Consider the following 13,460-nt stretch of genomic DNA (forward strand, 5'->3'; position numbering starts at 1 on the left):
GCCGGCGGTGCCGCCGACGGCTCCCCCCAGCCTACGGGTGTCCGGCCCGGAACGGCAGGGGTGGAGAGCCCCGGAGTCCCGGATCTTCGCCACATCCACCCACCCTGGGAGCACCCTGGACCCCTGGACAGGCGTTGAACGCGTGTTTAGTCTATTGAACATGCGTTCAGAGCAGCCTCCGCGGGCCGGTCGGGCCACGCCCGCGCCGTCGGGCACCGACGACCTCACGACCCGTGCCCGCATCCGGGACGCCGCGATCTCGCGGTTCGCGCGCGACGGGTTCGGCGCGCCGCTGCGCACCGTCGCGGCGGACGCGGGCGTGAGCGCGGCGCTCGTCGTGCACCACTTCGGATCCAAGGACGGGCTGCGCCGGGCGTGCGACGCGTACGTGTTCGACGCCGTCCGCGCCGCGAAGACCGACGCGATCTCGCCGCAGGACCCGGCGGCCGGGCCCATGGCGCTGTTCACGCAGCTCGCCGGGATCGAGGACTACGCGCCCGTGTTCGAGTACACGCTGCGCAGCCTCCAGGCGGGCGGCGACCTCGCACGGTCGTTCGTCGAGCACCTCACGCAGGTCACGCTCGAGTACATGGAGGACGGCGTCGCCGCCGGGGTGATCCGCCCGAGCCGCGACGAGCCCGCCCGCGCGCGGTACCTCGTCTCGCTCTCCCTCGGCTCGCTCCTCGTCGACGGCGCGCTGCGCGACCGGACCGAGCCGCGCGAACCCGAGACCGACCTCCGCGAGTACGTCGAGCGCGTGATGCTGCCCGCGCTCGAGGTCTTCACCGAGGGGCTCTTCGTCGAGCCGACGCTGCTCGACGCGTACGTCCGGCACACCACCCACCAGGAGGAGACGCGATGACGAGCACGACCCCCGCCGTCGAGGTGCACGACCTGCGCAAGGCGTTCGGCCACGTGCAGGCGCTCGACGGCCTCGACCTGACCGTCCGCACGGGCGAGGTCGCCGGGTTCCTCGGGCCCAACGGCGCCGGCAAGTCGACCACGATCCGGGTGCTGCTCGGGCTGCTGCGTGCCGACTCGGGGACCACCCGGCTGCTCGGCGGGGACCCGTGGCGCGACGCCGTCGACCTGCACCGCCGCCTCGCGTACGTGCCGGGCGACGTGAGCCTGTGGCCGAACCTCACCGGCGGCGAGGCGATCGACCTGCTCACCCGGCTGCGCGGGCGCGTCGACCCGCGCCGCAAGGCGCTCCTGCTCGAACGCTTCGAGCTCGACCCGTCGAAGAAGGCGCGCACGTACTCCAAGGGGAACCGGCAGAAGGTCGCGCTCGTCGCGGCGTTCGCGTCCGACGTCGAGCTGCTCGTGCTCGACGAGCCGACGTCCGGCCTCGACCCCCTCATGGAGTCGGTGTTCACGCAGTGCGTGCGCGAGGTCACGGCGGAGGGCCGGTCGGTGCTGCTCTCGAGCCACATCCTCGCGGAGGTCGAGAAGCTGTGCGACACCGTGACGATCATCCGCGCCGGCCGCACGGTCCAGTCCGGCACGCTCGCCGAGCTGCGGCACCTCACGCGGTCGTCGGTCACCGCGGTGACCGACCGCGACCCCGCCGCCCTCGACGCGCTCGACGGCGTGCACGACCTCCTCGTCGAGCCCGGCGCCGACGGGACGCGGGCGCGTTTCGACGTCGACAACGACCACGTGGAGCCCGTGCTGCGCGCGCTCACCGACCTCGGGCTGCGGTCCGTCACGGTCACCCCGCCGTCGCTCGAGGAGCTGTTCCTGCGCCACTACGGCGACGAGCTCGCCCAGCTCGACGGGGCCGGTGCGCTGTGAGCGCCCCCACCGCGACCCCGCCCCGCGGACGAGGCGCCGCCGTCGCTCCCGAGCCCCCGGGTCCCGGCCGCGCGGCGACGGGCTGGCTCACCCTGCTGCGCTTCGTCCTGCGCCGCGACCGCGTCCGCATCCCCGTGTGGACGGCGTCCGTCGCGCTCCTCTTCGGGTACGCGGCGGTCGCCCTCGACACGCTCTACCCGACGGCGGCCGACCGCCAGGCGCGCGCGGCGCTCGTCTCGAGCCCGGCCGGGATCATGCTGTCCGGGCCGCAGTACGGCATCGAGGACTACACGCTCGGCGCGATGATCGCCAACGAGATGGCGCTCACCGTCATGGTCGCCGTCGCGATCATGAGCATCTTCCTCGTCGTGCGGCACACGCGCGCCGAGGAGGAGACCGGCCGGGCCGAGCTCGTCCGGGCGGGCGTCGTGGGGCGGCACGCGCCCGCGACCGCGGCGTTCGTCGCGGCGGTCGTCGCGAACGCGGCCATCGCCCTCGCGACCGGCGTCGTGCTCGTCGCGACCGGGCTCGACGCCGTGGACTCCCTCGCGCTCGGCGCCGCCGTCGGGGTCACGGGCCTCGTGTTCGCCGCCGTCGCCGTCGTGACGAGCCAGGTCACCGAGCACGCGCGCGGCGCGAGCGGGCTCGCGCTCGCCGTGCTCGGCGTCGCGTTCCTGCTCCGCGCCGTCGGCGACGTGCAGGAGGAGCACGGGAGCTGGGTCTCGTGGCTCTCCCCCATCGGGTGGGCGCAGCAGATCCGGGCGTTCGTCGACCTGCGCTGGTGGCCCCTCGGCCTGTCCGTCGCGCTCGTGGTGCTGCTCCTCGCCCTGGGCGCGGCGCTCGCCGCCCGGCGCGACCTCGGCGCCGGGCTCGTGCCGCCCCGCGCGGGCCGGCCCGACGCCGCCCGCTGGCTCGCGAGCCCGCTCGCCCTCGCGTGGCGTCAGCAGCGCGCGTCCGTGCTCGCGTGGGCGATCGGGATCGGCGTCACGGCGCTCGCGTGCGGGACGTTCGTCGACTCGGTGGGCGACATGGTCGCGGCCAACCCCGAGGTCGCCCAGATGATCGGCGACGCGTCCGACCTCGTGGCCGGCTTCGTCGCCGTCATGGCGCTCTTCCTCGGGCTCGGCGCGGGCGGGTTCGCCGTCGCCTCGGCCCAGCGTGCGCGGGGCGAGGAGACCGCGGGGCGGCTCGAGCCGGTGCTCGCGACGGGTGTCGGGCGCGTGCGGTGGCTCGCGGGCCAGCTCGTCGTGACGCTGGTCGGGACGTGCGTGCTGCTGGCCGTGAGCGCCGTCGGGCTGTGGCTCGGCGCCCTGAGCGTCGGGGAGGACGCGTTCGGCCTCGGTGACCACCTCGCCGCGTCGTTCGCGTACCTGCCCGCGGTCGCGGTCGTCGCGGGGGTCGCGGTGGCGGCGTTCGGGTCGCGCCCGGGCCTCGCGGCGCTCGCGTGGGCGCTCCTCGCCTACTCGTTCGTCGTGACGATGTTCGGCGCCCTGCTCGACCTGCCGTCGTGGGCGAGCGGGCTCTCGCCCTTCTGGCACGTGCCCCAGCTCCCCGGGGCCGACGCCGAGCCGTGGCCCTTCGTGTGGCTCACGCTCCTCGCCGTCGTGCTCGTCGCGCTGGGCCTCGCGGGCTTCCGCCGCCGCGACGTCCCGCGCCCCTGACGCGTGGCCGTCGTGGGCTCCGGCTAGGCTCGATCCACCTTTTCCGACCACGGAGGTGACGGTCATGTCCACGCCCGACCGGAGCGACGCGACGCGCTCGGCCAGGGCCACCCTGCACGAGTGGGTCGACGCGATCCCCACGCGGGAGCCGACCGAGGGTGCCGGAGCGCGCGAGCCGCGCACGTGGGTCGCGGCCCTCGCGCTCGAGGGCACGTGGCTGGGCCTGTACCAGGACGCGTACCGGTTCACCGAGACGGAGTGGGACGAGCTCGTCGACGACCTCTCCCGGTACGCCGACGTCCGGCCGCCCGCGCGCGCCGTCGTGTTCCGCGACGTCGAGCTCGACGAGGACCCGTTCCGCGACGACGAGCGCCCGCTCGTGGACGCGGTGCTGCGGGTCGCGCTCGAGGAGGGGGTCGAGAACGTCACCTTCGCCGCGGTCGCGCGGCGGTGCGACCGCAGCGAGTCGACCCTGCGGTCGATGTTCGGGGACGCGGAGACGCTGGTCGACGACGTCGCGATCGAGGTCGTGCAGTCCGGGTTCGACGACCTCTCGCCGCTGCGGCTCGACCCGTCGCGCGCCGCGGTCGCGGCGTCGGTCGCGGCGCTCGACGACTCGCGCAAGGCGGCGGCGCTCCTGCGCCTCTACGCCCTCGGCGGGGTGGCGCGCGACGACGTGCCCGAGGGCCAGCACACCGTCCACGCGGACGTGCTGCGCGCGTGGCGGGAGGAGGGCGCGCCGTCGTCCCTCGTGCTCGCGGCGCTCGCGTGCGACGGCTGGCGGGCGGGCGAGCGGCAGCGCGCGCTGCTCTTCCCTCCGGCCCTGCCGGGTGCGGTCGTGCGCGAGCTCGCGCGCCTCGTCGACGACGCCGCGGGCCCCGTGACACCGTAGCGGTCCCCTCACGGCCCGCGGCTCCCGCTCAGCGCCGGAGCTCGCGCTCGTGGACGACGCCGGGGCACGGGACCGCGACGACGTCACCACGCCGCAGGTCCTCGGGGAGCCGCGCGACGCCCCCGGCGCGACCGGGTGCGGGGTGCACGGTGAAACGGCGCAGGGGCGTCGCCGAGACGCGGCCGACGAGCCGGGCCTCCTCGACCACCGCGCCGCACGCGTCGAGGTCGGCGTCGAGCCACACCTGCCGGTGGTGGCCCCCGAGGCGCGGGACGACGTCCTCCACCCCGGCGAGCACGACGCACCGCGGCGACGCCTCCCACAGCCGCCCGACGCGGCCCGGGTCGGCGCTCGCGGGCACGTGGACGGTCGGGGTCGCGCGCAGCCGGGCGCAGGCGGCGAGGCTCGTCCCGTCGACGAGCACGTCGTGCGGGGCGAGGACGGTGCCGCCCGGCCAGGCCGACGAGGGAGCGCCGCGCAGCGCGGCGAGCCGGGCGGCGAACGCGGTGTGCACGAGGGTCATGGCTCCGGTCTACCGCGCGCGGCGGGGGCGGAGACCGGGCCTGACGGAACGCACACGGCCCGCGCCCGGATCCTCACGGCCTCCCGACGGGCGTGGTCGCCGCCCGTCGGGAAGCCGCCCGCGGACGGCCCTCAGGACGCCGCGGTCGGCGCCCCGGGGTCCGGCTCGAAGCGGTAGCCCATGCCCGCCTCGGTGAGCAGGTAGCGCGGGGCCGCCGGCTCCGGCTCGAGCTTCTTGCGGAGCTGCGCGACGTACAGGCGCAGGTAGCCCGTGTCGCTCACGTGCTGGGAGCCCCAGATCTCCGTGAGCAGCGTCTGCCGCGTGACGAGCTTGCCCGGGTTGCGGACGAGCCGCTCCAGCACCTGCCACTCCGTCGGGGTGAGCCGCACCTGCTCGGTCTGGCCGTCGCGCACGCGCACGACGCTGTGGGCCGACAGGTCGACCGTCACGTCGCCCAGCACGACGACCGGCGCGGAGTCCTCGTGCGCGACGCGGCGCGTGAGCGCGCGGATGCGGGCGAGCAGCTCCTCGATGGAGAACGGCTTCGTGACGTAGTCGTCGGCGCCCGCGTCGAGGGCCTCGACCTTGTCGGCGGCGCCCGTGCGCCCGGACACCACGAGGATCGGGGCGTCCGACCAGCCCCGGACGGCGTGGATCACGTCGAGGCCGTCGAGCTCGGGCATGCCGAGGTCGAGCATGAGGACGTCGGGCCGGTGGTCGATCGCGCGCGCGATCGCCTGCGAGCCCGAGGTCGCCGTGATGATCTCGTAGCCCTGCGCGGTGAGGGTGATGCGCAGGGCGCGCAGGATCTGCGGGTCGTCGTCGGCGATGAGGATCTTCATGGCGCGCTGGTCTCCGGTGCGTCGGGGTGGGGCGTCGGGCCCGCGGCGGGCAGGGCCACGACCATGGTGAGCCCTCCGCCGGGGGTGTCCTCGGGGGTGAGCGTGCCGCCCATGCCCTCGACGAACCCCTTCGACAGCGCGAGGCCGAGCCCGAGGCCGGTCGTGTTGTCGGTGTCGCCGAGGCGCTGGAACGGCACGAACACGTCCTCGCGCCGCTCGGGCGGGATGCCCGGGCCGTGGTCGACGACGCGGATCTCGACCGACCCCCCGAACGCGCTCGTCGAGATCCGCACGCGCTCGTCCGGCGGCGAGTGCCGCGTCGCGTTGGCGAGCAGGTTGACCAGCACGCGCTGGAGCAGCACCGGGTCGGCGACGACCGCGGGGACGTCGAGCTCGAGGTCGAGCTCCACCTGGGCGGGCCCGAGACCGAGCTCGTCGAGCGCCGGCAGCACGACGTCGGCCGGCTCGACCTCGGTGCGCGACACCCCGAGGACGCCCGCCTCCAGCCGGCTCACGTCGAGCAGGTCGGTGATGAGCGTGCCGAGCGCGCCGAGGCTCTCGTCGGCGGTCGCGAGCAGCTCGTCCCGGTCGGCGGGGCTGAGCGCGCCGCGCGTCGAGCGCAGGCCGCTCACGGCGGCGGTCGCGGCGCTCAGGGGGCGGCGCAGGTCGTGGCTCAGCGCCGACAGCAGCGCGCTGCGCACGCGGTCGGACTCGGCGAGCTGGTCCATCTCGCTCGCGACCTCGGCGAGGTCGCTGTGCTCGAGCGCCGCCTCGAGCTGGACGGCGATGACGTTGAGCAGGCGCCGCTCGGACGCGGCGAGGTCCGGCCCGAACAGCTCGAGGTCAGCGCGGTCGTCCACGCGCACCGTCGTGCTGGGCGCACCCGGCCCCGGGTCGCCGTCGGCCGCGAGCTCCGTCCCGGAGACGACGAGCCGCGCCCCCACCATGCCGAACGCCTCGCGCGCCCGGCTCACGAGGGCCTGCACGGCGTCCTGCCCGCGCAGGACGCTGCCCGCGACCGTGGCGAGCACCTCGGACTCCGCGGCCGCGCGCCGGGCCGCCCGGGTCGTGCGCGCCGCGCGGTCGACGACGACGCTCACGAGCACGGCGATGACGACGTACAGGACGAGGGCCACGAGGTGGAACCGCTCGCCCACGGTGATCGTGTGCAGGGGCTCGACGAAGAAGTAGTCGAGCGTGACGCCCGACAGGACCGCGGCGTAGACCGCGGGCCAGACGCCCCCGACGAGCGCGACGACGACGACGAGCAGCTGGTACGCCAGGACGTCGGTCACGAGCGTGTCCTCGTCGCGCGCCGTGACGAGGAGCCAGGTGAGCAGCGGTCCGCCGACGAGCGCGAGGACGAACCCCGCGACGCGACGCCGCAGGGTGAGCGCGCCGCCCGAGCGGGGCAGGCGTGCCCCTCCCCCGGCGGCGGCGTGGTTGACGATGTGGACGTCGATGTTGCCCGCCTCGCGCGTGACCGTCGCCCCGATGCCGGGGCCGCTGAGGGCCGACGCGAGCCGGCCCCGGCGCGATACCCCGATGACGAGCTGCGTGGCGTTGACGCCCTTGGCGAACTCGACGAGCGCGGTGGGGACGTCGTCGCCCACGACCTGGTGGTACGTCCCGCCGAGCTGCTCGACGAGCGCGCGCTGGTGCGCGAGCGCGCCGGGGGCGGCGTCGCGCAGGCCGTCCTGCGTCGTGACGTGCACCGCGAGGAGCTGGCCGCCCGCAGACCGCGCGGCGATCCGGGCGCCGCGCCGCACGAGCGTCTCCCCCTCGGGGCCGCCCGTGAGCGTCACGACGACGCGCTCGCGCGCCTCCCAGGTGCTGTCGATCCCGTGCTCGGTCCGGTAGAGCTGGAGCGCCGCGTCCACCTCGTCGGCGAGCCAGAGCAGCGCGAGCTCGCGCAGCGCGGTGAGGTTGCCGAGGCGGAAGTAGTTCGACAGCGCCGCGTCGACGCGCTCGGCCGGGTACACGTACCCGCCGGCGAGGCGGTCGCGCAGCGCCTGGGGCGCGAGGTCGACGACCTCGATCTGGTCGGCGCCGCGCAGGACGGCGTCGGGGATCGTCTCGCGCTGCACGGCGCCCGTGATCTTCTCGACCACGTCGTTGAGCGACTCGATGTGCTGGATGTTGACGGTCGAGATGACGTCGATCCCGGCGTCGAGCAGCCGGTCGACGTCCTGCCAGCGCTTCTCGTGGGCGAGGCCCGGCGCGTTCGTGTGCGCGAGCTCGTCGACGAGCGCGACGTCCGGGCGCCGCGCGAGGACGGCGTCCAGGTCGAGGTCCGTGAGCTCGACGCCGCGGTGGGTCACGCGGACGCGCGGCACCACCTCGAGGCCCTCCGCCATGGCCGCCGTCGCGGCGCGGCCGTGGGTCTCCACGACCGCGACCACGACGTCCCGGCCCTCGTCGCGCAGACGGCGGCCCTCCTCGAGCATGGCGTAGGTCTTCCCGACGCCGGGCGCCGCGCCGAGGAGGACCCGCAGCCGTCCGCGCGCCATGCTCAGCCTCCGATCCGGTCCAGGGCGACGTTGAGCTCGAGCACGTTCACCGTCGGCTCGCCGAGGTACCCCAGCGCACGCCCCCCAGTGTGCCGCGCGACGAGCTCCTCGACCTGCGCGGCGGTCAGACCGCGCGCCGCCGCGACGCGGTCGACCTGGACGGCGGCGTAGGCCGGGCTGATGTGGGGGTCGAGGCCGGAGCCCGAGGCCGTGAGCGCGTCCACGGGGACGTCGGCCGGGTCGATGCCCTCCAGCTCCGCGACCTGGGCGCGCCGCTCCGTGATCGCGGCGACGAGGTCGGCGTTCTCGGGGCCGAGGTTCGAGCCCGACGACGCCGCGGCGTCGTACCCGTCGCCCGCGGCCGACGGGCGGGGCTGGAAGTACTCGGGCAGCGGGTCGCCGTCGGCGTCGGTGAACGCCTGCCCGAGCAGGGCCGACCCGACGACCCGGCCCGCGCCGTCGTGCACGAGCGAGCCGTCGGCGCGGGCGGGCAGGACGAGCTGCCCGACGCCGGTGACGACGAGCGTGTACCCGACGCCGAGGAGGAGGGTGAGGACGAGCATCGCCCGGGTCGCGACCCAGACGACCCGCCCGGTGCTGCGTGCCGTGGTGTTCATGGAGGTTCTCCTGGTCGTCGTGCGGGTCAGTAGCCGGGGAGGAGGCGCACGACGAGGTCGATGAGCCAGATGCCGACGAACGGGGCCACGAGGCCGCCGACGCCGTAGACGAGCAGGTTCCGCCCGAGGATCGTCGAGGCGTCGGCCGGCCGGTACCGCACCCCGCGCAGCGCGAGCGGGATGAGCAGCACGATGACGATCGCGTTGAAGACGATCGCCGACAGCACCGCCGACGACGGCGAGCTGAGGCCCATGACGTTGAGCACCTCGAGGCCGGGGAACACGCCCTTGAACATCGCGGGGATGATCGCGAAGTACTTCGCGACGTCGTTGGCGATCGAGAACGTGGTGAGCGCCCCGCGCGTGATGAGGAGCTGCTTGCCGATGCGCACGACGTCGATGAGCTTCGTCGGGTCGGAGTCGAGGTCGACCATGTTGCCGGCCTCCTTCGCGGCCGACGTGCCGGAGTTCATCGCGACGCCCACGTCGGCCTGCGCCAGGGCGGGCGCGTCGTTCGTCCCGTCGCCCGTCATCGCGACGAGGTTGCCGCCCTCCTGCTCGGCGCGGATGAGCGCGAGCTTGTCCTCGGGCGTGGCCTCGGCCAGGAAGTCGTCGACGCCCGCCTCCTGCGCGATCGCGGCGGCGGTGAGCGGGTTGTCGCCCGTGATCATCACCGTGCGGATGCCCATCGACCGCAGCTCGGCGAAGCGGTCCGCGATGCCCTCCTTGACGACGTCCTTGAGGTGGACGACGCCGAGCACGCGGCTCGCGCCGTCCGGCGTCCGCACCGCGACGACGAGCGGCGTGCCGCCCGACTGCGCGACCTCCTCCACGACGTCGTCGAGCTCCGCGAGCACGCTCGACGCCGCCCGCTCGCCGCCCTGCTCGACCCACGCCGTCACGGCGGACCCGGCGCCCTTGCGGATCTTGGTCCCGTCCGGCTCGTCGAGCCCCGACATCCGGGTCTGCGCCGTGAACGGCACGATCTCGCCCGGCGCGGTCGGCCCGACGTCGAGGCCCCCGCGGCGCGCGAACTCGACGATCGACGTGCCCTCCGGCGTCGGGTCCGCGAGGGACGACAGCGCGGCGGCCCGGACGAGCTCGCGCTCGTCGACGTCGCGCAGCGCGACGAACCGCGCGGCCTGCCGGTTGCCGTAGGTGATGGTGCCCGTCTTGTCGAGCAGGAGGGTCGTGACGTCGCCCGCCGCCTCGACCGCGCGGCCGGACATCGCGAGCACGTTGCGCTGCACGAGGCGGTCCATCCCCGCGATGCCGATCGCCGAGAGCAGCGCGCCGATCGTCGTCGGGATGAGGCAGACGAGGAGCGCGACCAGCACCGCGACGCTCACCGGGCTCGCCGCGTACGACGCGACGGGGTTGAGCGTGAGGGCGACCACGACGAACACGATCGACAGCGACGCGAGGAGGATGCTCAGCGCGATCTCGTTCGGCGTGCGCTGCCGGCTCGCGCCCTCGACGAGCGCGATCATCCGGTCGACGAACGTCTCGCCCGGCATCGAGGTGACGCGCACGACGATGCGGTCCGACAGGACGCGCGTGCCGCCGGTGACGGCGGACCGGTCGCCGCCCGACTCGCGGATCACCGGTGCGGACTCGCCCGTGATCGCGGACTCGTCGACCGACGCGATGCCCCACACGATCTCGCCGTCGCCGGGGACCAGCTCCCCCGCCTCGACGACGACGACGTCCCCCAGCCGCAGGTCGGCCGAGGACACCTCGACCGCGCGGGCGCGCAGGGCGCCGGGGTCGCCCGTCTCGTCGTACGCGGCGACCCGGTGCGCGACGGTCGCGGTGCGGGTCCGGCGCAACGAGTCGGCCTGGGCCTTGCCGCGGCCCTCGGCGACCGACTCCGCGAGGTTGGCGAAGAGGACCGTGAGCCAGAGGAACACGGCGATGACCGCCGTGAAGGACCCGGGGACGGGCGTGCCGCCCGACTCCTCCGGGCCGCCGAGGAACGGCTCGACGACCGCGATCACGGTGGTGAGGGCGGCCCCGACCCAGACGAGGAACATCACGGGGTTGCGCCACATCTGGCGCGGGTCGAGCTTGCGGAACGCGCCGGGCAGCGCCTGGCGCACCTGCGACCAGGTGAACAGGCCGCCGGTGGTCGCGGCCGGCTGGCGCACGGCGCGCGGGGAGGGGTGGGTGAGCGTGGACATGGGTTACAGCAGCCCTTCAGCCAGGGGACCCAGCGCGAGAACGGGGAAGTACGTGAGCGCGGTGAGGAGGACCACCACGCCGATCAGGAGCCCCACGAACTGGGGGCGGTGGGTCGGCAGCGTGCCGACGGTGGCGGGCACCTTGTCCTGCTGCGCGAGCGAGCCCGCGAGCGCGAGGACGAGGACGATCGGCACGAACCGGCCGAGCAGGATCGCGACGCCGAGCGCGGTGTTGAGCCACGGGGTGTTCGCGGTGAGCCCGGCGAACGCCGACCCGTTGTTGTTGGCCGCGGACGTGAAGGCGTACAGCACCTCGGTCGTGCCGTGCACGCCGGGGTTCCAGATCGACACCGTCTCGACGCTCTCGCGCACGGGCGGGATCGCGAAGCTCAGGGCCGTGCCGACGAGCACGAGCGTCGGCGTCACGAGGATGTAGAGGCTCGCGAGCTTGATCTCGCGCGGCCCGATCTTCTTGCCCAGGTACTCCGGCGTGCGTCCGACCAGCAGGCCCGCGATGAAGACCGCGATGACGGCGAGCACGAGCATCCCGTAGAGCCCGGAGCCGACGCCGCCCGGGGCGACCTCACCGAGCATCATGTTGAGCAGCGGGAGCATCCCGCCCAGCGCCGTGTAGGAGTCGTGCATCGAGTTGACCGCGCCGGTCGACGTCGTGGTGCTCGTGGTGGCGAAGAGGGTCGAGCCGATGATCCCGAACCGCGCCTCCTTGCCCTCCATCGCACCCCCGGCGAGCTGCGGCGCGGTGCCGTTCCCGGCGGACTCCAGCGCGGTGAGCGCGACGAACGACGCCACGAAGAGCACGCCCATCGTCGCGAGGATCGCGTAGCCCTGGCGGTCGTCGCCGACCATGCGGCCGAACGTGCGCGGCAAGGAGAACGGGATGACGAGCATGAGCAGGACCTCGACGACGTTCGTCCACGCCGACGGGTTCTCGAACGGGTGCGCCGAGTTCACGTTGAAGAACCCGCCGCCGTTCGTGCCGAGCAGCTTGATGACCTCCTGCGAGGCCACCGGCCCGCCCGGCACGCTCTGGGTGCCGCCCGCGAGGGTCGTGACCTGCGTGAAGCCGTCGAAGTTCTGCACGACCCCGCCGACGAGCAGCACGACCGCGCCGACGAGGGAGATCGGGAGCAGGATGCGCAGGCACCCGCGCACGAGGTCCACCCAGACGTTGCCGATCGTGCCGACCCGGCGGTACGCGAAGCCCCGCACGAGCGCGACGGCGACCGCCATGCCGACCGCCGCGGACACGAAGTTCTGCACCGCGAGCCCGGCGAGCTGCACGGTGTAGCCGAGCGTCTGCTCCGGCGAGTACGACTGCCAGTTCGTGTTGCCCACGAACGACGCGGCCGTGTTGAAGGCGAGGTGCTCCGACGGCGCGGGCAGCCCGAGCGAGTACGGCAGCCACTGCTGCGTGCGCTGGAGCAGGTAGAGCAGCACGAGGCCCACGGCCGAGAACGCGAGGATGCTGCGCAGGTAGGCGGGCCACGTCTGCTCGGAGCGGGGGTCGACGCCCAGGACGCGGTACAGGCCCCGCTCCACCCGCCAGTCCTTCGGCGTGGAGTAGACCCGCGCCATGTGGTCGCCCAGCGGGCGGTAGAGCGCCGCGAGGACCAGGGCGACGGTCCCGAGCGCGAGGAGCGCGAAGATCCAGGTCATCAGAAGCGCTCCGGTCTCACGAGCGCCACCACGAGATACACGATCGCCGCCGCACCGAGAGCCACGGCGAGGAGCTCGAGCACGATCACAGCTTCTCCACCGCCTTCCCGATTCCGGCGACCAGCACGAACACGGCGATCACGCCGAGCACGTAGACGATGTCGAGCACGAGACGTCCCCAGGTCGAGACCGACGGCCCCCTGTCGGGCGGCCGGGCACCCATCGGACGGGGCGCCGACGACGATCGAACACCCGCTCCGGGGCGGCGGAGCCCGTCCTCACGGGACCCATACGGGCGGGGGCGCGACGCTAACGATCTCCTGACGCTCGGCCCTCGGTGCGGGCGGTCGCGGACGAGCCCGTCGGTTCCCGTGGGGAGTTCGTGACGAGTGCGTGACCGACGCCCCGCCATCGGGGGCGGTGCGCGCCGTCGGGCACCTAGGATGTCCCGCATGATCTTCAAGGCCGTCGGCGACGGGCGCCCCTACCCGGACCACGGCCGGGTCACCGCCCGCGACTGGGCGGAGGTGCCCCCGCGTCAGGTGCGCCTCGACGAGCTCGTCACCACCAAGCGCACGCTCGACCTCGACGCGCTCCTCGCCGAGGACTCCACGTTCTTCGGCGACCTGTTCGCGCACGTGGTCGAGTTCGACGGCGTCCTCTACCTGGAGGACGGCCTGCACCGCGCCGTCCGCGCCGCGCTGCAGCAGCGGGCGATCCTGCACGCGCGCGTGCTGACGCTGCGATGAGCGGCCGGTCCGGTA

At 74.5% G+C, this 13,460-nt stretch carries 13 protein-coding genes; 5 read left to right on the forward strand and 8 right to left on the reverse strand.

Annotated elements, in window-relative coordinates:
• Positions 1-160: 160 nt before the first annotated feature.
• From HKK73_RS16100 to HKK73_RS16115, 4 genes are all read left to right on the forward strand, one after another.
• Entirely contained in the window at positions 161-862 is a 702-nt protein-coding gene (locus HKK73_RS16100; RefSeq protein WP_171468386.1) for a TetR/AcrR family transcriptional regulator, read from the forward strand.
• A complete protein-coding gene (locus HKK73_RS16105) occupies positions 859-1,794 on the forward strand; it encodes an ABC transporter ATP-binding protein (protein ID WP_085387293.1) in 936 nt (311 codons plus the stop codon). The genes HKK73_RS16100 and HKK73_RS16105 overlap by 4 nt, the downstream gene beginning before the upstream one ends.
• Complete coding sequence (locus tag HKK73_RS16110) at positions 1,791-3,455, forward strand: ABC transporter permease (protein WP_212715483.1); 1,665 nt, start codon at positions 1,791-1,793, stop codon at positions 3,453-3,455. The genes HKK73_RS16105 and HKK73_RS16110 overlap by 4 nt, the downstream gene beginning before the upstream one ends.
• A 64-nt stretch (positions 3,456-3,519) precedes the next feature.
• Positions 3,520-4,347 (forward strand): hypothetical protein, encoded by an 828-nt coding sequence (locus HKK73_RS16115; protein WP_061268970.1) that lies wholly within the window; start codon positions 3,520-3,522, stop codon positions 4,345-4,347.
• Between the two features lie 28 nt (positions 4,348-4,375).
• Here HKK73_RS16115 and HKK73_RS16120 read toward each other — a convergent pair whose 3' ends face one another.
• The 8 genes from HKK73_RS16120 to HKK73_RS16155 all read right to left on the reverse strand — a co-directional run bounded on the left by HKK73_RS16120 (position 4,376) and on the right by HKK73_RS16155 (position 12,919).
• Positions 4,376-4,870 carry a hypothetical protein gene (locus HKK73_RS16120; RefSeq protein ID WP_114552754.1) on the reverse strand — a complete coding sequence of 165 codons (495 nt, stop codon included), beginning with the start codon at positions 4,868-4,870 and terminating at the stop codon, positions 4,376-4,378.
• Positions 4,871-5,001: 131 nt separating this feature from the next.
• Entirely contained in the window at positions 5,002-5,712 is a 711-nt protein-coding gene (locus HKK73_RS16125) for a response regulator (RefSeq protein WP_021483553.1), read from the reverse strand.
• Positions 5,709-8,222 (reverse strand): ATP-binding protein, encoded by a 2,514-nt coding sequence (locus tag HKK73_RS16130; protein ID WP_171468387.1) that lies wholly within the window; start codon positions 8,220-8,222, stop codon positions 5,709-5,711. Before HKK73_RS16130 ends, HKK73_RS16125 begins: the two co-directional genes overlap by 4 nt.
• A 2-nt stretch (positions 8,223-8,224) precedes the next feature.
• Entirely contained in the window at positions 8,225-8,839 is a 615-nt protein-coding gene (gene kdpC / locus HKK73_RS16135; protein WP_086149782.1) for a potassium-transporting ATPase subunit KdpC, read from the reverse strand.
• Between the two features lie 26 nt (positions 8,840-8,865).
• Positions 8,866-11,019, reverse strand: coding sequence for a potassium-transporting ATPase subunit KdpB (kdpB, locus tag HKK73_RS16140; RefSeq protein ID WP_171468388.1), 2,154 nt, complete (start codon positions 11,017-11,019; stop codon positions 8,866-8,868).
• A 3-nt stretch (positions 11,020-11,022) separates the two neighbouring features.
• Positions 11,023-12,696, reverse strand: coding sequence for a potassium-transporting ATPase subunit KdpA (gene kdpA, locus HKK73_RS16145; protein WP_171468389.1), 1,674 nt, complete (start codon positions 12,694-12,696; stop codon positions 11,023-11,025).
• A complete protein-coding gene (locus tag HKK73_RS16150) occupies positions 12,696-12,785 on the reverse strand; it encodes a potassium-transporting ATPase subunit F (RefSeq protein ID WP_021480408.1) in 90 nt (29 codons plus the stop codon). The genes kdpA and HKK73_RS16150 overlap by 1 nt, the downstream gene beginning before the upstream one ends.
• The gene (locus HKK73_RS16155; protein WP_163188684.1) at positions 12,782-12,919 is read right to left on the reverse strand and encodes a hypothetical protein; all 138 of its coding nucleotides are present in this window, start codon (positions 12,917-12,919) and stop codon (positions 12,782-12,784) included. Before HKK73_RS16155 ends, HKK73_RS16150 begins: the two co-directional genes overlap by 4 nt.
• Positions 12,920-13,148: 229 nt before the next feature.
• Here HKK73_RS16155 and HKK73_RS16160 point away from each other — a divergent pair, with 229 nt between their 5' ends.
• Positions 13,149-13,445 carry a type II toxin-antitoxin system VapB family antitoxin gene (locus HKK73_RS16160; protein ID WP_021480409.1) on the forward strand — a complete coding sequence of 99 codons (297 nt, stop codon included), beginning with the start codon at positions 13,149-13,151 and terminating at the stop codon, positions 13,443-13,445.
• Positions 13,446-13,460: the final 15 nt, after the last annotated feature.

It is taken from the genome of Cellulosimicrobium sp. 72-3, from assembly GCF_013127315.1.
GTDB classification, from domain to species: domain Bacteria; phylum Actinomycetota; class Actinomycetes; order Actinomycetales; family Cellulomonadaceae; genus Cellulosimicrobium; species Cellulosimicrobium funkei.